Here is a 19,841-nt window from a genome sequence, read left to right as displayed (position 1 = left end):
CCTATCGTTGTTTTCGAACGATTGTAATGGCAGTCTGCTGCCAGAACTTGGGCAAAATGCTCTAATTTAGCGGCCATACCAGTAGCGGGCATGACGCTGTCGATAGGCCGTTAGCTGGATTTCGTCATCAAAGCGCAGTTCTATCGCCCCCGTGAGATCAGTGCGCCAGCGTGTTATCCCTAATCCCCCGTAGCGCTCCCACACAGCAGGATGAGGATGGTGATAGCGGTTGCGATAACCAAGCTGGAAGATCGCGTGACGGGGCTGCACCGCCTGCAGGAAGGCAACGCCGGATGAAGTCTTACTGCCATGATGGGGCGCCAGCAGGACACTGGCGCGCAGCTGCTGGCCATAGCTGCCCAGCATCGCCAGTTCCTGTGCCGCTTCGATATCACCGACCAGCAACAGCGTTCCGGCCAGCGTACTAATCTTCAGGCTGCAAGAAAGAGCATTCGGCTTCAGTCCCGGCTGGCCGTAGCTGCCCGCAGGCGGGGCAAGCATTTCGAAATGCACACCGTCCCAGTCCCATTGCTGACCCGCCTGACATGCCACCGCCGTGCGCGCTGCACGCCGCACCGCATGCCACGGCGGCAAGGACGACCACAGTGCCAGCTCCGGCATCGCAGCAAGCAAGGCCAGTGCCCCTCCCGCATGATCCGTGTCACTGTGGCTAATCATCAAGCGATCCAGCGTGGCGATACCGCGCGCTTGCAGATAAGGCAGGATAATCCGGTTGCCGGCATTAGCGACGCTACCGTAGGCGGGACCGGCATCGTACAGCAGGCGGTGGTGCTGCGTTTCCACCAGTACCGCCATACCCTGCCCTACGTCAAAAAACGTCACTTGCATGGCGGCCCGCCTAGGGGCACTGGATGGTGCAAACAGCAAAGGCAACCAACTAGCGAGGCCTAGCCAGCGCACTGGCCAGCCGCGGGGCGCCAGCAACCACAGTGTTCCCAGCGTGGCCCAGCAGAATAATAATGGTGCTGGCATGGGCGCACGCCACACTGACTGCGGCTGGCGCGACAACCATATCAGCACATCGGCTAGCCAGCCAAATAGCGCGTGCGCCAGTTCGAGCAACGCTGTGGATACGGGCTGTGGCATCACGCTGGCCAGCAAGGCTAGCGGGGCTATGATGATGCTCACCAGCGGTATGGCAAGCGCATTGGCCAGCGGTGTCACCAGCGAAATCTGGGCGAATAGCAGCACGGTCAGCGGCACCAGCCCTATCGTGACGGCATATTGCGCCAGCGCGGCTTCGGCCAGCAGTCGGTACCAGCGTCGCACTATGCTGCCAGACTGTTGCAGGGCCGCGCGCGACGTCCCAGCACTGCTGCTGCGCGCTGCGCGCTGGCGCAGCCGCCCGCTGCCCGCATACACCAGCACCGCGACCGCGCCAAACGACAGCCAGAAACCGGGCCAGATCACCGCCCACGGATCAAGCAGCACTACCAGAAACAAGGCAGCCGCCAGCACATGACTGAAGCGGGTGATGCGCCCCTGCCAGATTGCCAGTGCAACCACCAGCAGCATGTACAAGGTACGCTGGGCAGGAACGCCGTAACCTGCCAGTAGCACATACGCCCATGCGGCCAAGGCGCCGACCAGCGCCGCCACCCTACGGGCCGGTAGAATAAGCGGCAGTTGCGCCGCCGTGAAGAATGAGCGACGCCACAGTTGACTTGCCAGCATGGCTGCCAATCCGGCGACCATGGTAACGTGCAGACCGGAAATCGAGATCAGGTGACTCACGCCTGTGCGGGTGAACACCAGCCAGTCAGACGGACGTATGCCGTGCTGATCGCCTACCACCAGTGCCACCATCACCGCACTATAGCGCCGCCCAGCCAGTGCAGCTTCGATCCGGCTACGGACAGCGCCGCGCAGCGCGTCGACGACACATCCGCCGCAAGGCACCAAGCTATCGATTAGCACAGCCGTGTCCGTTGCGCGCACATAACCCGTGGCCCGGATTCCCTGTTCCAGTAGCCAGACTTCATAGTCAAAGCCATAGGGATTGGCATTGCCATGCGGCCGTTGCAGACGCACGGTAAGCTGCCAACGCTGGCCTGCACGCAGCAAGGGCACCCCGCCCTGCTGAGCGTTGCCGGCATACCAGCCTAATGCAATTCGCGCGGGCAGTTCGGCGGCCGTAGGCGACAGCACCTGCTCGATATGAAAATTGAAGCGCTGCCCCGCGCCGGAAGGATAAGGCAAGCTCTCGACGACACCGCTAACGCGCAGATCACGCCCCTCATCCGCCCCATGCAGAAAGGGCTGCAGCGCCTGATGGGCGAGTAACGCTGCCCAGCAGTAGCCCGTAATCACGCTCGCCAGCGCTGTCAATAGTTGTCGCATGACTGCATATCGCGCAGGCGAAAACTGCCAACGCCACAACAGAACGGTCAGGCTGCCGGCGCTGGCAGTAAGCAACAGGTCGCTCCACGTGGGCAAAGCGGACTGCTGTTGCAGCAAGGCCGCACCGGCGACAAAACCGATACAGAACAGCCGCATGATAGTCTCCGCGCCCCCAGCCGGTGCGGCTACCCGGCCGAGCTACAGACTGCCATGCCGGGGCTAGCGCGGCGCGACATTACTGGCCTGTACGGCAACGTGCGCGGTGATATTGCTCGCCGCCAGCGTCGTGGTAATGAAGGAACTGGCACGCACCAGCAGATCGCGCGCCACTTCCTCCAGTGGCGAGCCGCTGATACCGGCGCGGATCGGCCCGCCCCGCCCCGCTAGAGCGATTAGCCGATTTGCATTTGAGCGCGGAAAACACCATCTTGGCGGCAGACTGGCTACAGCGCGGCACATCAACTTCGCGCTCGATCACCTGACTGGTCTGCGCCATGGCAGGCAATCCCAAGCAGAATAATAAGGCGCGTAAGCACAGCAATCTGGCTGGGTACATGGCGGCAGCTCCGTTCCGGGTTGGCACAGCAGATAGGCTGATTATGCGCGTGCACGCTGCCGCAAAACCTGCCGTGCGCTGGCACTTGCTGCCAGCTTGAACTGGATCAAACGGGCAGCCGCCCCAGCACAGCGCGCGCGTTGGCGCTGGTGGCCTGCGCCACCTCCTGTACACTCAGTCCTCTTAACTGTGCCAGTTCGGCGCCGATACGGGGCAGTTGATCCGGACTATTGCGGCCCGGATGTATCCAGCTAGGGGCGATGTCCGGCGCGTCCGTTTCCAGCACGATAGCCGAGAGCGGCAACTCCGTGGCCAGCCGGCGGATCTGCAAGGCACGGGTGTACGTCATGGCGCCACCGAAGCCCAGCTTGAAACCGGCATCGATGTACGCCTGCGCCTGCTGCATACTGCCATTGAACGCATGGGAGATACCGCCTGCCGGCCGGATCTGGCGCACATGCTTGAGCACCACATCCTGCGAGCGGCGTACATGCAGTAGCACGGGTAGTTCGAATTCACGCGCGATCTTCAGTTGCTCGCGCAGGAAGTGAATCTGCTTCTCGCGCATGGCAGGTTCGGTCAGCATGGGAATGAAGAAATCCAGACCGATTTCACCTAGCGCTACGAAGCGGGGATCGGCCATGGCTGCGGCCACCTGCCGGCGCAAGATCAGCAGATCATCCTCCGTGGCATGAGGCACATAGATGGGATGGATGCCTAGCGCATAACTGGCATTACCGGCTGCGCCAGCCAGCGTGGCCACGGTGGCGAAGTTGGCGGCCTCGACGGCGGGAATCACAATCATCGTCACGCCCTGCTGGCGCGCCAGCACAGCCTGCCCCACGCCATCTCCGGCAAACTCGTGCGCATCCAGATGGCAGTGGGTATCGATCCACATGGCTAATCCTGATAAGGCTGCAGACCGTTATCGGTCAGGCGCAGCACGCGGTCGCAACGGCGCGCCAGTTCCAGATCGTGGGTAACGATGACGAACGCCGTGCCGAGCGTACGCGACAGTTCCAGCATCAGATCAAAAATCTGCTGGGCTGTGGCCTGATCCAGATTGCCGGTCGGTTCATCCGCAAGCACGCAGGCTGGCTGGGTTACCAGCGCGCGCGCCAGTGCTACCCGCTGGCGCTCGCCACCCGACAGTTCGCCCGGCACGTGGCTGACCCGCTTGGCCAGATTCACCCGCGTGAGGATGTCCTGCGCCGCACTGCTAGCCTGCGCTCTAGGCATGCGACGTATCATCAGCGGCATGGCCACATTGTCGAGCGCACTGAATTCGGGTAGCAGATGGTGAAACTGGTAGACAAAGCCCAGCGCTGCATTGCGCAGTTCACCACGCACGCTTTCACTCAGGCTGGCAAAGTCCTTGCCTTGCAGCGTAACGCTGCCGCGCGAGGGCGTATCCAGCCCGCCCAGCAGGTGCAGCAAGGTGGACTTGCCAGACCCGGAGGCGCCGACGATGGCCACGCGCTCGCCACGCCGCACATCCAGATCGATGCCGCTCAGCACCTGTACGGAATAGCTGCCCTGCGTGAAGGTCTTGCCCAGATTGCGGCAGGACAGTACCAGTGCTTCCTGATTACTCATAACGCAGCGCCTCCGCAGGTTTGACACGGGCTGCCCACCAGCTCGGGTACAGCGTAGCCACAAACGCCAGCAGCACGGCGACCCCGCCGATCTTGAAGACATCGGGCCAGCGCAGATCGGACGGCACCGTACTGATGTAATAGATATCCTTGGACAAGAACTGCACTCCCAGTAAATGCTCGATAAACGGTACGATCACGTCGATGTTGAGGGCCACCAGCACGCCCAGCCCCACGCCGATCAGGGTGCCCAGTATGCCCACCAGCGCGCCCTGTATCATGAAGATCTTCATGATGGAACGGGGCGTAGCGCCCAGTGTGCGCAGGATGGCGATGTCGGCCTGCTTGTCGGTCACCGTCATCACTAGCGTGGACACCAGATTGAAGGCGGCAACGGCGATGATCAAGGTCAGAATGATAAACATCATGCGTTTTTCCGTCTGTACTGCGGCAAACCAGTTAGCGTTAAGCTTGGACCAGTCACGCATGATCAGATCGCCGGACATGCTGTTCTTGAGTTCCTGTGCCACTTGCGGTGCCTGATGCATGTCCACCAGCCGCAGGCGCAGGCCTGCCGGGGCATCGAGGCGCAGCAACTTCTCGGCGTCCGTCAGGTGAACGAAAGCCAGCGCCGAGTCGAATTCATTGTGGCCGGCCTCGAAGATACCCACCACGGTAAAAGTACGCACGCGCGGCAGTACCCCCGCCGGCGTAGGCTGTCCCTGTGCCAGCGCCAGCGTCACCTTTTCGCCCAGATTGACACGCAGTGCGCGCGCCAGCTCTATCCCCAGCACGATGTTGTAACTACCGGGCTGCAGTGCATTGAAACTGCCGCGGCGGGTCTGCTTGGCAACATCCGACACATTCGGTTCCTGCTCCGGCAGTACGCCGCGGATGATGGCAGGCCGCAGCACGTCGTCGCGCACCAGCATGCCCTGGGTCTCCGCGAATGGCGCGGCACCGATCACGGCCGGATGACGGCGCGCTTCGGCGGCAGCCGCATGCCAGTCCGGCATGGCGCCACGGGCATCGAACACTTCCACGTGGGCCAGCACCGACAGCATGCGGTCGGTCACTTCTTTCTGGAAGCCGTTCATCACGGACAGCACGACGATCAGGGCGGCCACGCCGAGGCCGATGCCGGCCATGGAGATCAGCGAAATAAACGAGATAAAACTATTGCGCCCGCTGCGCTTGCCGGCGCGCGTATAACGCAGGCCGACTAGCCATTCAAAGGGCAGATTCTGCATAAAACTCATGGGCTATGGTGAAGGTTTGCATAGACGAGCCCGAAGTGTGCCACACATTGGCCCCTAAGCGGGAGACTGCTTAATTAGGAACAATAAAAAACCGCGCCGTGCAGGACTCCTGCGACGGCGCGGTCAGGCTTGAATTCCTAAGGAATTAAGCGAATTTTTCGTTCTTCTGCTTGCGGCGGCCAACCAGACCGACCAGGCCCAGACCAACCGCCATCATGGCCCAGGTATCAGCTTCCGGCACAGCGGCGATGGCGTTCACGCCCAGCAGTTGCTGCGATTGCTTACCATTGAAGCTACCGTTAAACACCACATAGTTGTAGTGGCTGGTAGTCAGTGGCTGGTTCTCCGCCGCATTCAGCATGGCCGCAGCGAGGGCAATTTGCGGATTCGGATCGTTCAGTGCGAAACGCATATTGCCAGTAGTCAGGTTCTTGTCATCATTCTGCAGTTCCCATAATGCCAATTGGAAAGCAATTTGCTTGTCCGAATCACCTACGGTACCGGCGAAAGACGATTCGTACAGACGTTGAACCTCGTTCGATGGGGTGAAGTTATAAGAAGCGGTATAGGTCGCTTTGGTGTTGAAATCGATCATCGGCTGCACGCAGAATGCGTAGTAGCGTTGGGTCGTATTGTTTACGTTATACATTTCCCAAACAGATACGCCGATTTGCAGCGTGTTTTCGTCGATCGACACATCCTTGAAGAAGGCACTGGTGTGCGAATCAACATAGATTGCATCTTCTGGCGTGCTGACATGGGTATACACATCAGCGGCCTGACCTGCAGAGGCGAAAGTCAGGGCGGTTGCAGCTACAGCGGCTTGCATTACTTTGTTGAAGGTAGTTTTCATAATGTAATCTTAGTTGTCTTTCGTATATTGTAACAAGAAATTTTAAATGTGTGCAAAAATTTGGCTTTGACCAACTAAAGTTGCCACAGTTTCAGCATTTACCAGATCGTCTATCGTCGGTGCCGTGATGCCGGCGGCCAGGGCGTCTTCACGTGCCACATTGAAGTAGACGTCGGTCATGTCGGCACTCTGGCCGTTGCTCATCACGACGCTGCTACGCTCCAGATGGACGTTGTTGTTGGCATCAACGAACGGCAGTTCCACGAAGCTGACCTTCAGGCTGGCCACACCGGCCTGTTCCAGCGTCATCAGTTCGCCCGCATCGGTCTTGCCGTTGCTGTTGGCATCCTGCCAGACACGCAGTTCGGCAAACTGGGCGTCCTTGGCATCGACCACACCGTCGTGGTTGCTGTCAAAAGTTTCCAGCTTGGCGAAGCCGGCACCCTTGGCGGCGCCACCGAACAGTTCGCTGATGTCATCGATGCTGCCGTTGGCGTTGCTATCGATGGCGAGGAAGCCGTCGCCGGACGAGAGCCAGCCCGTCTGGATGGCTTTACCCGTACCCAGCAAATCGAAGCTGCCCGTCATCGCTTCACGCGCGATGGTGTGGATGCCGTCACCATTCAGATCGATCGCGATCGGGGTGATGGTGGCATCCCAGCTCATGTCGTTCTTGCCCGAGGTCAGCGTGATGGTGTCGGTGTGGGTCACATTGGCGTAGTCTTTCGCATCGCCCACCACGTCCGAATCGATGGCATCGTTGCTACCCACGTTTTTCACGCCCCACTTCCAGTTACTCATGTTGTAAGTGCCTTTATCGGAAGCAAAGGTCACCGTCACATTGGTCTTGTCGAACACCAGATAGTAGGTACCCGGATTCAGATCGGCAAACTTGTAGTTGCCGTTGGCATCCGTCTTGATGGTCGAACCCACCTGTTTATTGGTGGTGGAGTCGAACAGCGCGACACTGATGCCGCCGATACCTTCTTCGCCGGAATCCTGTATCCCGTTGTGGTTAGCGTCACGCCAGACCTTGTCGCCAATGCTGGCTTTACGATACACACCGGCGTCCTTGTTGCTGATGTCCTGACCAGCTGCCAGCGTGATGGTATCCATCCGGCCCGTGCTGCCGCTGATGCTGGTGATATCGGAATTGGTGGTGCTCGTACCTGCGCCCGTCTTGGTGAAGTAGTAACCAGTCTTGTTGGTCACTTCCACCTGATACGAACCTGCGCTCAGACCCGTGAACTGGTACTGGCCGCCATCATGGGTCAGCGTGGTGGCTTTCAGCACGTTGTTAGCGTCGTACAGCTTGACCGTCACACCATCGACACCAGCTTCACCGGCATCCTGCACGCCGTTGTAGTTGCTGTCTTCCCACACCAGATTGCCGATACTGCCCGCCTTGATCAGGCCCGCTTCGCGGGTCAGATCGCTGGCGCCGGAGCTGACGCTGAACTGCGCGGTCACACCATTGGCCGCGGCATCCGAATCGACACTGTCATTGGTGCCCTGATCCTGCTTGGTGAACATATAGCCGCTCGGCGCGGTGAACTTGACCGAGTATTTGCCCGGTCCCAGATCGGTGAACAGATAGGCACCGCTAGAATCGGTCACGTCGGTCGCTACCACTACACCTTTTTCATTCAGCAGCGCTACCGTGACATTGGCCGCGCCCAGTTCGGTCGACTGCTTGATGCCATCGCCATTCGTGTCGTACCAGACTTTATCGCCGATCGTGGCCTTCTGGTACAGACCGGCATCGAAGTTGGTCACACTCTGGCCGGCAGCCACCGTTACCGTACCCAGGTTACCGCTGGCATCGGCATTGCTATCGAGTGCACGATCGCTACCGGCACCAGCCGTGGTCAGGGTATAACCGGTCGGCGCTTTCACGCTGACGGAATAGGTACCGGCTTCCACCGAGAACTTGTAATTGCCGCTTGCGTCGGTGGTGGTGGTTTTAACCACGTTACCAGCCGCGTTGCGCAGTTCTACCGTGACACCAGCCTTGCCGCTGTCGCTGCCATCATCCTGCAGACCATTGCCGTTCTTGTCTATCCAGACCTTGTCGCCGATGGTCGCTGCTGCCACCACACCGGCATCGACCGATTTATCAGTCTGGCCGGATACCAGCGTCACCATGTGCGACAGACCACTGGCGTTCACATCCGAATCCAGCGTATCGCTGCTACCCTGATTGGCGGTGGTGAAGGTCATACCTTCCGGCAGCGAGCTCTTGTCGAACTGCACGGTGTACACGCCTGGTTTCAGATTGCTGAACATATAGTTGCCGTCGCAATCCGTGGTCACGGCATTACCCACCTGCTTGCCATTGGCGTCCAGCAGTACCACTTTGACGCCGGCGACGCCGCATTCGTCAGTATCTTGCAGGCCGTTCTTGTTGCTGTCATACCAGACCCGGTCGCCAATCGCGGCGCCCTTGTACAGACCAGCATCGACGGTCGTGTTGATTTCGGCCGCAGCCAGCTTGATCACGTCGCTGACGCCAGCGCTGCTGAAGTCGCTATCCTTGGCATCGTCGCTTCCGGCATCCTTGCCCGTGAAACTGTAGCCGCTCGGTGCCGTAACGGACACCGTGTAGCTGCCCGGATCTGCCGTGAAGGTGTAGCGGCCAGCGGCATCGGTAGTGGTGGTCGCCACCACTTTGCCCGTGGCATCCTTGAGCTGCACGCTGACGCCGCACAGACCGGCTTCGCCCGTATCCTGCACGCCATTACCGTTCTTGTCTTCCCAGACGGTATCGCCCAGCTTGGCCTGTATCGCCATCACGCCCGCGTCCAGATCGCTATACACCTGACCCGAAGTCAGACTTACCTGCGCCGTCTTGCCGGTGCTGACGTTGGCGTCCGAATCCTTGGCATCGCTGCTACCCTGGTCGGCATTGGTGAAGATGTAGTTCAGCGGCAAGGTCGTCTTGTCGAACTGCACGCTGTAGGTGCCCGGCTTCAGGTTGGTGAAGCTGTAGCTACCATTGGCATCCGTGGTCGCCGTGGTGCCCGTAGGATTGCCAGCCTGATCCAGCAGGATCACTTTTACGCCGGCCACGCCCAGTTCGCCCGTGTCCTGCAGGCCGTTACGGTTGGTATCGAGCCAGACCCGGTCACCCAGCGTAGCGCCCTTATACAGACCGGCGTCCAGATTGACGTTGCTCTGACCGGCAGTCAGCGTGACCAGATCGCTCTGACCGCTGCTGTTGATGTCGCTATCGGCCGCATCGTTACTGCCCGCGTCCTTGCTGGTGGCCAGCATACCGCTAGGCGCGGTGACCGAGATCGCGTATTTGCCAGCATCAACGGTGAAGCTGTATTTGCCGTCAGTACCCGTCGTGGTGGTTTTGACGATGTTGCCTGCCTCGTCTTTCAGATCGACCTTGACACCCACCAGACCCGCTTCACCCGTATCCTGAATGCCGTTGCCGTTCTTGTCTTCCCACACACGGTCACCGATAGTCGCCTGCAGCGCGACCACACCGGCATCCAGATTGTGGTTGGAGCCGCCGGACGTCAGCGTGACCTGCTGGGTGACACCCGTGTTCACATCGGCGTCGGAATCCAGATTACCGTTCGTACCCGTATGGGCGCTGGTGAAGGCGTAACCCGTACCCAGCGTGGTCTTGTCGAACTGCACACTGTAGGTGCCTGGTTTCAGGTTGTTGAACAGGTAGTGGCCATCGACGTCCGTGGTGGTGCTGGCAACGGCTTTGCCGGCCGCATCCAGCAGCGTGACTTTCACGCCGGCACGACCGGTTTCACCGCTATCCTGCACGCCGTTACGGTTGCTATCGTTCCATACTACATCGCCCAGTTCGGCGAATTTGTACAGGCCGGCGTCCACCGTGGTGTTGGACTGGCCTGCCGCCAGCGTCACGCTGCCGCTCTTGCCGGCAGCATCGATATCGCTGTCCGCAGCCGTATCGCTACCCTGATTCTTGGTGCTGATGCCATAGCCGGCCGGTGCCGTCACGGCGATCGAGTAAGTGCCCGGATCGACCGTGAAGCTGTACTGGCCGCCATCATGGCTGACAGTGGAAGCGACGGTGTTGCCCAGGCTGTCTTTCAGATCGACCTTGACACCATCGATACCGGTCTCGCCGCTATCCTGCACGCCATTGCCATTGCTGTCTTCCCACACGCGGTCGCCCAGCGTACCTTGCTGCACGGTCAGACCAGCGCGCACGGTCAGGCTGTCGCCCGAATTCAGCGTAACCTGCCCCGTCTTGCCGCTGCCCGTATCGGCATCGGAACCGCCGCTGCCTGGCGCACCCTGCGTGGCGGACGTGAAGTTGTAACCGGCTGGCAGCGTGCTCTTATCGAACTGCACACTGTACACGCCCGGAGCCAGACCATTGAACTGGTAGTGGCCATTGGCATCGGTCACTGCGGAAGCGCCCGCGACCGGATTGCCGTTAGCATCCAGCAGGGTGACCTTGATGCCGGCCGCACCCACTTCGCCATTGTTCAGGCGACCGTCACGATTGCTATCGATCCAGACGATTTCGCTGAGCGAAGCGGGACGATAAATGCCGGCATCGACGTCGGTATTCACTTCACCGGCTTGCACCGACACGCTTACCGAGCCATTGCTGTTGACATCGCTGTCCAGCGCACCGTTACCGCCCTTGCCGGCCGCCGTGAAAGCATAACCGCTAGGTGGTGCTACCGATACCGTATAAGTACCGGGATCGACCGTGAAGCTGTACTGACCGCCATCATGGGTAGTAACGGAACCCAGCGTTGCGCCGTTGGCGCCTTTCAGCGTGACCACCACGCCATCAACGCCCTGTTCGCCACCATCCTGCACACCATTGCCGTTCGTATCGAGCCAGACCCGATCGCCAATGGTGGCAGGCAGCGCCACGATACCGGCATCCAGATCCTGATTGCTATCGCCCGAGTTCAGCGTTACCTGCTGGGTTACTCCGGTAACGCGATTGGCATCCGAGTCGATTGCGCCATTGCTGCCCGCATGGGCATTGGTCAGTACGTAGTTGGCTGGCAGCGTGCTGGTGTCAAACTGCACGCTGTAGGTGCCCGGCTTCAGGTTGGTAAAGCTGTAGCTACCGTTGCCGTCCGTTATCGCACTGGCGCCGGTAGGATTGCCGCTGGCATCAAGCAGCAGCACTTTAACGCCGGCCACACCGGCTTCAGCGCTATCCTGCACACCATTTTTGTTGCTATCGAGCCAGACACGGTTACCCAGCGATGCTGCCTTGTAATAGCCGGCATCGATATGGGCGTCGTTATTGCCCGAGTTCAGAGTAAATACTTCGCTCTGGCCATTGCTGCCGATATCGCTATCGATGCTGCTGTCGCTACCGCTATGCTGCGACGTCACGGTGCTGCCGGCCGGCGCCGTTACCGAGATCGAATATTTACCCGGATCAACGGTGAAGCTGTACTTGCCATCGGTGCCAGTGCTGGTGGTAGCCACCACTTTGCCGCTCTCGTCCTTGAGCTCGACCTTGGCGCCGACGATGCCGGCTTCACCGGCATCCTGCACGCCGTTGCCGTTCTTATCTTCCCACACACGGCTGCTCATGTTTGCCTGTACCACGGTCACGCCCGCATCCAGCGCACGGTCGCTGCTACCGGAGGTCAGCGTTACCTGCTGGGTCAGGCCGGTATTGACGTCGGCATCGGAGTCGGTCGCCGCGTTGCCAGCATGAACGCTGGTGAACTGATAACCCTCGCCCAGCGAAGCTTTGTCGAACTGCACGCTGTACACGCCCGGTTTCAGGTTGTCGAACAGGTAGTGACCGGCAGTATCGGTGGTGGTGGTAGCAACTACGGCGCCGTTTGCGTCGAGCAGCGTCACTTTGACATCGGCACGCCCCGTCTCGCCGGCATCCTGCAAGCCGTTGCGGTTAGTGTCATTCCACACGGTATCGCCCAGATCGGAGAATTTCACCAGACCGGCATCCAGATTGCCGTTGTTCTGGCCCGCCGTCAGGGTGATGCTGGCGCTGTTGCCAGTGGCATCGATATCGCTGTCAGCGGCAGCATTGCTGCCCTGCGCCTGCGCAGTGGCCGCGTAACCCGCTGGGGCTTTGACCGCGATGCTGTAAGTCCCCGGATCCACCGTGAAGCTGTACTGGCCGCCATCATGGGTGACAGTGCTGGCAACGGTATTGCCCAGACTATCTTTCAGATCGACGGTCACGCCGTTCAGACCCTGCTCGCCGCTATCCTGAACGCCATTGCCATTGCTATCTTCCCATACACGGTCACCCAGCGTGGCCTGCTGCACGATCAGACCTGCACGCAAGGTCAGGTTGTCGCCCGAAGCCAGCGTCACCTGTGCGGTTTTACCGGTGGTAGTGTCGGCATCGGAACCGGCGCCCGCAGGACCGCCTTGCGCTGCGCTGGTGAAGTTGTAACCGGCTGGCAGGCTGGCTTTATCGAACTGCACACTGTAGCTGCCTGGTGCCAGGCCATCGAACTGATAGTGGCCGTTGGCGTCGGTAGTCGCGACTGCGCCGGCAACCGGGTTGCCATTCGCATCGAGCAGGGTGACGGTCACGCCCGCTGCGCCCACTTCGCCGTTATTGAGGCGACCGTCGCGGTTGGCATCGATCCAGACCACTTCGCTCAGGCTGGCCGGACGGTACACGCCGGCATCGATATCCGTGTTATCTGAACCGGAACTGACGTTGACGACAGCGCTACTGCCGTCGGCACCCACATCGCTATCGAGTGCGCCGTTGCCACCTTTGCCCGCAGCGGTAAATACATAGCCGCTCGGCGCGGCCACGGACACCGAATAGGTACCCGGATCTACCGTGAAGCTGTACTGGCCGCCATCATGGGTGGTGACCGTGCTGACCACATGGCCGTCAGCCGCTTTCAGCGTGACCACGGCGCCATCGACGCCCTGCTCGCCGGCATCCTGCACGCCATTACCATTCTTGTCTTCCCAGACGCGGTCACCCAGTTTGCCCTGAACTACCACCAGACCCGCATCAAGATCGGTATTGTGGTCACCGGATGCCAGCGTCACCTGCGCGGTCAGGCCGGTATCGGCGTTAGCGTCGGAATCGTTGGCACCGCCCTGGCCGGCGGTGGTGAACACGTAATTGGCTGGCAGCGTGGCTTTGTCGAATTGCACGCTGTAGGTGCCCGGCTTCAGATCGTTGAAGCTGTAGTTACCGTTGGCATCGGTGGTGGCCACGGCGCCCGTCGGCTTGCCGCTGGCATCGAGCAGCACCACTTTCACGCCGGCCACACCGGCTTCGCTGGCATCCTGTACGCCGTCGCGGTTGGCGTCGATCCAGACTTTATCGCCCAGCGTTGCAGGACGGTAGTAGCCAAAGTCGATCTCGGCATTGGTCTGGCCTGCCTTCAGGCTGACGGCAGTGCCGGCAGTGCCCGGATTGCCGGTGGTGGCAACAAAGCCATTCGGCGCCGACACGGAGACCGAGTAGGTGCCCGGATCAACGGTGAAGCTGTACTGGCCGCCATCGTGGGTGGTCACGGTGCTGATCACCTTACCGGACGCATCCTTCAGGCTCACCTGTGCGCCATCGATACCCTGCTCGCCAGCGTCCTGCTGGCCGTTACCGTTAGCGTCTTCCCACACGCGGTCGCCCACGGTGGCCTGGCGCACCACGATACCGGCATCCAGATGCTGGGCGCTAGCACCGGAATTCAGGGTGACCTGCGCGGTCATGCCGGTGCTGACATCAGCGTCCGAGTCCTTGCCGGCGTCGCCGCCCTGACCTTGCTCGGTGAAGTAGAAATCTACCGGCAGCGAGGTCTTTTCGAACTGCACGCTATAGCTGCCGGGCTTCAGGCCCTCGAACTGGTAATGGCCGCTAGCATCGGTGGTCGCGCTAATGCCAGTCGACTGACCGTTGGCATCGAGCAGCGTGACTTTGACGCCGGCCACGCCGGTTTCGCCATTGTTCTGCACGCCATCACGGTTAGTGTCGTACCACACGGTGCTGCCCAGCGAGACGGGACGTACCAGCCCCGCATCGGCCTTATTGTTGGTTTCACCCGGCGCCAGCGTGATGCTGGCAGTGTTGCCTTGCGCATCGATATCGCTGTCGGCCGCAGCGTCGCCGCCCAGCCCTTTGCCGGTGGCCACATAGCCGTTCGGCGCCTGCACGGTCACCGAGTAGGTGCCGGGATTTACATCGAAATGGTATTGACCGTTCGCTTCGGTCTTGGTGCTAGCGACAACATTCCCGCTACCATCCTTTAGCTGCACCACCACATCGGCCAGACCGGCTTCGCCGCTGTCCTGCACGCCATTGCCGTTGCTGTCTTCCCAGACGAAATCGCCCAGATGTGCCGGTGGTACTTTGAAGGTCAGGTGATTTTCTGCCACGCTGGTATCAATCGCGCCCGGGCCCACCGTGCCGCCCGTGTCGCGCACGTGGAAACCGACGTCGAAGCTGCCGGCCTGCGTTTGGCTAGGAACGAAACTCAGATTTCCAGCATCAATCTCGGCTACGCTGATTTCCGTGTTCAACGCAACTTCCACGCCATTCAGCATCAGTTTGCCTGCACTAGGCAGCGACGAAATGATGACCGATTTAAAGCCGTCGTGTTCAACCGGATCGACAAAGCCGAAATCGGCACGTGCCAGTACGACTGCATTGCCGTTGGTCAGGTCGAAAACCTTATCTGCTGCGACCGGCGCATCGTTAACCGGATCAACATTGACTGTCAGACTCAAGTTGACGGAACCACCGCCAACGCCTTCTTCCAGTACTACTTCCAGCGTGGTGAATTTACCAAACCAATCCTTGGCCCACTGCCCGGGACGAACGTAAATCGTATCCTGATCGACAGTGCCGAAGAGTCCGGTATTCACCGTCTTAACGGATCCATCCGGCATGGTTACACGGATGCCCGTGACCTTCAGGTCTCCCGTACTATCAAATCCCGCCTGCTTCAATAAGTCACGAATTTCAAACGTGTTTTCGGTATCTTCAAATACATTGATTGAGGTTCTGACTAAAGGATTACTCATGCCTGCACCTCTGCTGCAACACCGCTGAAAGTAGTTTTCGTCATTTTTCTTAGTCTTTAAAAGTTGTTCTTGGGTCTGATGAACTGGCCGCTAAGACTGGTGACGGGGCTGGGTCAGCAGTGTCGGCTTGACTTACATCAGGCAGTGACAGGTCTAGAGTCATGCCTAAAAGATATTTCTCTTGTCGAGATTATAGCAAACTTTGTACAAATGAAATGAATTTTCCTTAAAAAAAGATTCTTTTTTGTACTTTATTATTCCCGATAGCAATTTTCCAAAGCAGTGCGGGATGGCCTACAATGGCGCCATGAACCAGATTACCGTTGCACTTCCCTTTGCCCTGCCACCCGAAGAACTCTCTGGCGACCTGATCCGAGTACTGGATACGCCCGCCTACGCTACGTTGTTATCGCGCCACAAACGTTTGCAACGGCAGGTATTCCGCAGTGAGGCCCGCGCCCTACCCCACGAAGTCTGGCTGGCCCGACTCGACGCTCAATCCGGCGACAGCGTGGCCCTGGCCACCGCCGCCATGCACGGCTGCCAACTGGGTGCCGCTGCACAGCAGGGCCACTGGTTCATGGTCCAGCCCGCTCACCTCCAACTGGCCCGCACCCATCTGTTACTAGCCGACCAGCGCAATATCGCGCTGTCCGAAGCCGAATCGCGCGCGCTGTTCGACAGCGCCCGTCCTAGCTTCGAACAGCAAGGCGGCACGCTGCTATATGCCGGCCCGCAACTGTGGTTCTGGCGGGCCGACGCCTGGGCCAGCCTCGACACCGCCAGCCCCGATGCTGCCGTTACCCAGAACGTGGCCGACTGGATGCCTGAAGGCGAACTGGCCCGTAGCGGCCGCCGCCTGCAGAATGAAGTGCAGATGGCCTGGCACGAACATCCCGTCAATCAGGCCCGCGAAGCGCGCGGAGCCGCAATCATCAATGCCTGCTGGATCTGGGGCGGTGCGCCGGCCCGTAGCGCTGCCATGCCCGCGCTAGCCATCGCCGGCGGCACCGACTGGATGCAGGCGCTGGCCGGCAGTGGTGGGATTGCGACCCAGCCCGAACAGTTACTGGCGGCGCCACGCCCCTTGCTGGTGGCCGATCTGATCGCGCCGGCACAGGCGGGCGAATGGTCGGTCTGGCTGGAACGCATGCACGCGATCGAACGCATCTGGCTGGCTCCCTTGCTGCAAGCTTTACGCAGCGGACAGATCGATCAGCTGACTTTGCTGCTGAGCGACCGCGAACGCACGGTGCAGATCGATTGCACGCGTCTGGCACTACACGCTTTCTGGAAAAAATGCAACTTGAACACTTTATCGAAGCAAGGCTGACATGACCCGTATCGCCACCCGTCCCTGCCCCTTACGTGCGGCCGAAATGCTGCGTCAGGGCGGCATCCATCCGGTACTGGCACGGCTCTACGCCGCCCGCGGCCTGACTAACCCGCAGGAACTTTCCAGTGAACTAGCGGCCATGACCCCGCCCGGCGCCTTGCTGCATATCGATGCTGCCGCCGCATTTCTGGCCGACGCCATCGCCCGCCGTGCCCGCATGGTGATCGTGGCCGACTACGACTGTGATGGCGCCACCGCCTGCGCCGTGGCCCTGCGCGGCCTGCGCAGCATGGGCGCGGAGATCGATTTCATCGTACCCAACCGCTTCGAGTACGGCTATGGCCTGACGCCCGAGATCGTCGCCCTGACAGCGGCAGAAAAGCAACCGGACATCATCATTACGGTGGATAACGGCATCGCCAGCATCAGCGGCGTGGCCGAAGCCAACCGGCGCGGCATCGCCGTGGTGGTCACCGACCACCACCTGCCCGGTGACGAGTTGCCCGCCGCGCAGGTCATCGTCAATCCCAACCAGCCCGGCTGCGGCTTTCCCAGCAAGCATATAGCCGGTGTAGGCGTGGTGTTCTATGTGCTACTGGCCCTGCGCGCCGAACTGCGCCGGCGTGGCGTGTTCGATGCCCAGACCCAGCCCAAGCTCGACCACCTGCTCGATCTGGTGGCACTGGGCACGGTGGCCGACGTGGTGCGGCTCGATACGAATAACCGCATACTGGTAGCGCAGGGGCTAAAGCGCATGCGCGCCGGCCGCATGCACGCCGGCGTTGCCGCCCTGTTCCGCGTCGCGGGACGCAACCCGCGCACGGCCAATCCCTTCGATCTGGGCTTTGCGCTGGGGCCACGCCTGAATGCGGCGGGACGGCTGGAAGATATGTCGCTAGGGATCGAATGTCTGATCACGGATGACGACAGCCGCGCATGGGAACTGGCCCAGCAACTCAACGACATCAATCTGAAGCGGCGCGAAATCGAAGCGGAGATGCAGGATACCGCCCTGCTCCATCTGGATAGTTTCGAGCCGGCCAACAGCAGCACGATCTGCGTGTTCGATCCGGACTGGCATCAAGGGGTGATCGGCATCGTCGCTTCGCGCCTGAAAGAGAAGTTCTTCCGCCCCACCATCACTTTCGCTCCCGGCGGCGATGGCTGGATCAAAGGTTCGGGCCGCTCCATCCCCGGCTTCCACCTGCGCGATGCGCTCGATCTGGTCTCCAAAAAAGCCCCCTCGCTGATCGACAAGTTCGGTGGCCATGCCATGGCGGCCGGTCTGACTCTGCGCGCCGACGCCTTTGAGGCTTTCGCCGCAGCCTTTGAAGAAGTGGGTCGTGCCTGGCTGAGCAGCCAGCAACTGGAACGGGTGATCGAAACGGATGGCCCACTGGAAGATGCCTATTTCAGCACCGACTTTATCGCCCTGATGGATGGACAAGTGTGGGGGCAAGGTTTTGCCCCGCCCGTGTTCTGCGACGACTTCCGCGTAGTCAGCCAGCGCATCCTCAAGGAGCGCCACCTCAAACTGCTGCTGGAAAAGAACGGCGCGCGCTACGACGCCATCTGGTTCGGCCACACGGATGCGCTAGGCGAACGGGCAAAAGTTGCATTCCGGCTGGATGCCAACGAATACAACGGCGTAACAAAAGTGCAATTACTAGTCGAACACGCGGAAGCCGCCTGACTACCCGCCCCCTGTTTGACCACCATCCGGAAAAGGAGTATAAATACTCCAAAGACGGAGGAGATATGAATCTGACTTACGCCTACCCACGCAGCCGCTTCGAACCAACCATACTGGTCGACCTGAATGCCAAGGCCGAGCGCGAGCGTCTGAGCAAAGCAGCACTGAAGGGCTTCTTCAAGCTAGTTGCAGCTTGGAAACTGCGCGACGAGGACGCCCGTGAACTACTGGGCGGTATTTCCAATAGTGCCTACTACGAGTGGAAGAAAAAGCCTGAGCGCACGCTGGAAGTCGACTGCATCACGCGCATCTCCTATCTGCTAGGCATCTACAAGGCCTTGCACATCCTGTATGGCGACCAGTTGGCCGACGAGTGGATCAGCCTGCCTAACAGCAATCTGCTGTTCGGCGGGCGCACGCCGCTGTCCTATCTGCTGAGTGGTGGCTTGCCGGCCATGCAGATCGTGCGGCAGCTGCTCGATGCGCGGCGCGGAGGCCTGTAAGTGCTGCCGCTGACCACGCTGCGCCAGTTCGATACCTGCCGTTTGCTGCCCTCGCGCTTCGCCGATACGGAAGATTCGGTGCTTTCGCCGCTGGCCGATAGCGATCAGGAATTGCATGACCTGTTCGAGCTCGATAACGCCACCAATGCCCGCCTGCGTGCCCAGCATGGTGGCGCCGTCGGTATCACCACCGATGAACTGGTGTTCGGCGTACCGCACTTCCGCATCATTAACGCCGCTTTTACTTACGCCCGCCCCGAAGGCAGCCGCTTCAATACGGGCGAACGGGGCGCCTGGTACTGCGCTTTCGACGTCGCCACGGCACTGGCCGAAGTGAGCTTCCACAAAGCGGTGGAATATGCCGAAATCAATCGTTACGACGATAGCGTGCAGTATCAGACCATGCTGGCCGATTTCACCGCCAGTTTCCACGATCTACGCAGCCAGCCCCGTTATCAGGACTGCCTGCAGCCGGATAGCTATATCGCCTCGCAGACTCTGGCCGAACGCCTGCTCGACAGCGGCGCGCTAGGCCTGATCTACCCTAGCGTACGGCATCCCGGCGGCACCAATCTGGTTTGTTTCCGGCCCGCGCTCGTGGGCAATGTTCGCAAAGGCGCCAGCTATCGGTTAACATGGCGGGGTAGTCCTGTCCCCAACATCGAGTCACTCTGAATCAAGCAAG

The 19,841-nt window shown here is 60.3% G+C and carries 10 protein-coding genes; 4 read left to right on the top strand and 6 right to left on the bottom strand.

Annotated elements, in window-relative coordinates:
- Nucleotides 1–66: 66 nt before the first annotated feature.
- From ABNT42_RS13705 to ABNT42_RS13680, 6 genes are all read right to left on the bottom strand, one after another.
- A complete protein-coding gene (locus ABNT42_RS13705; protein ID WP_348697812.1) occupies nucleotides 67–2,517 on the bottom strand; it encodes a DNA internalization-related competence protein ComEC/Rec2 in 2,451 nt (816 codons plus the stop codon).
- A 506-nt stretch (nucleotides 2,518–3,023) separates the two neighbouring features.
- Nucleotides 3,024–3,815, bottom strand: coding sequence for a TatD family hydrolase (locus ABNT42_RS13700; protein ID WP_348697810.1), 792 nt, complete (start codon nucleotides 3,813–3,815; stop codon nucleotides 3,024–3,026).
- Nucleotides 3,816–3,817: 2 nt separating this feature from the next.
- The gene (gene lolD / locus ABNT42_RS13695; RefSeq protein ID WP_348697808.1) at nucleotides 3,818–4,513 is read right to left on the bottom strand and encodes a lipoprotein-releasing ABC transporter ATP-binding protein LolD; all 696 of its coding nucleotides are present in this window, start codon (nucleotides 4,511–4,513) and stop codon (nucleotides 3,818–3,820) included.
- Nucleotides 4,506–5,771: a lipoprotein-releasing ABC transporter permease subunit gene (locus ABNT42_RS13690; RefSeq protein WP_348697806.1), complete on the bottom strand. Its 1,266-nt coding sequence runs from the start codon at nucleotides 5,769–5,771 to the stop codon at nucleotides 4,506–4,508. Before ABNT42_RS13690 ends, lolD begins: the two co-directional genes overlap by 8 nt.
- Nucleotides 5,772–5,916: 145 nt before the next feature.
- Entirely contained in the window at nucleotides 5,917–6,624 is a 708-nt protein-coding gene (locus tag ABNT42_RS13685; protein WP_348697804.1) for an FxDxF family PEP-CTERM protein, read from the bottom strand.
- Nucleotides 6,625–6,666: 42 nt separating this feature from the next.
- Nucleotides 6,667–15,465, bottom strand: coding sequence for an SdrD B-like domain-containing protein (locus ABNT42_RS13680; RefSeq protein ID WP_348697802.1), 8,799 nt, complete (start codon nucleotides 15,463–15,465; stop codon nucleotides 6,667–6,669).
- Between the two features lie 448 nt (nucleotides 15,466–15,913).
- On the opposite strand from ABNT42_RS13680, the gene ABNT42_RS13675 reads away from it, so the two are divergent.
- The 4 genes from ABNT42_RS13675 to ABNT42_RS13660 all read left to right on the top strand — a co-directional run bounded on the left by ABNT42_RS13675 (nucleotide 15,914) and on the right by ABNT42_RS13660 (nucleotide 19,831).
- Nucleotides 15,914–16,957 carry a hypothetical protein gene (locus ABNT42_RS13675; RefSeq protein ID WP_348697800.1) on the top strand — a complete coding sequence of 348 codons (1,044 nt, stop codon included), beginning with the start codon at nucleotides 15,914–15,916 and terminating at the stop codon, nucleotides 16,955–16,957.
- Between the two features lies 1 nt (nucleotide 16,958).
- The gene (gene recJ, locus ABNT42_RS13670) at nucleotides 16,959–18,653 is read left to right on the top strand and encodes a single-stranded-DNA-specific exonuclease RecJ (RefSeq protein ID WP_348697798.1); all 1,695 of its coding nucleotides are present in this window, start codon (nucleotides 16,959–16,961) and stop codon (nucleotides 18,651–18,653) included.
- 65 nt (nucleotides 18,654–18,718) lie between these two features.
- Nucleotides 18,719–19,156, top strand: a complete 438-nt coding sequence (locus ABNT42_RS13665) for an MbcA/ParS/Xre antitoxin family protein (RefSeq protein WP_348697796.1) — start codon at nucleotides 18,719–18,721, stop codon at nucleotides 19,154–19,156.
- Complete coding sequence (locus ABNT42_RS13660; protein WP_348697795.1) at nucleotides 19,157–19,831, top strand: RES family NAD+ phosphorylase; 675 nt, start codon at nucleotides 19,157–19,159, stop codon at nucleotides 19,829–19,831.
- The last annotated feature ends 10 nt before the right edge of the window (nucleotides 19,832–19,841 follow it).

Source organism: Duganella fentianensis (genome assembly GCF_964031615.1).
Classification (GTDB): Bacteria; Pseudomonadota; Gammaproteobacteria; order Burkholderiales; family Burkholderiaceae_D; genus Rugamonas; species Rugamonas fentianensis_A.
The sequence above is the reverse complement of the archived record's forward strand: the minus strand, read 5'-3'. Positions and strand labels throughout refer to the sequence as shown.

Coding starts and splice junctions, on each gene's coding strand:
- ABNT42_RS13705 (WP_348697812.1), bottom strand. CDS start 2,517: ATGCGGCTGTTCTGTATCGGTTTTGTCGCCGGTGCGGCCTTGCTGCAA.
- ABNT42_RS13700 (WP_348697810.1), bottom strand. CDS start 3,815: ATGTGGATCGATACCCACTGCCATCTGGATGCGCACGAGTTTGCCGGA.
- lolD (WP_348697808.1), bottom strand. CDS start 4,513: ATGAGTAATCAGGAAGCACTGGTACTGTCCTGCCGCAATCTGGGCAAG.
- ABNT42_RS13690 (WP_348697806.1), bottom strand. CDS start 5,771: ATGAGTTTTATGCAGAATCTGCCCTTTGAATGGCTAGTCGGCCTGCGT.
- ABNT42_RS13685 (WP_348697804.1), bottom strand. CDS start 6,624: ATGAAAACTACCTTCAACAAAGTAATGCAAGCCGCTGTAGCTGCAACC.
- ABNT42_RS13675 (WP_348697800.1), top strand. CDS start 15,914: ATGGCCTACAATGGCGCCATGAACCAGATTACCGTTGCACTTCCCTTT.
- recJ (WP_348697798.1), top strand. CDS start 16,959: ATGACCCGTATCGCCACCCGTCCCTGCCCCTTACGTGCGGCCGAAATG.
- ABNT42_RS13665 (WP_348697796.1), top strand. CDS start 18,719: ATGAATCTGACTTACGCCTACCCACGCAGCCGCTTCGAACCAACCATA.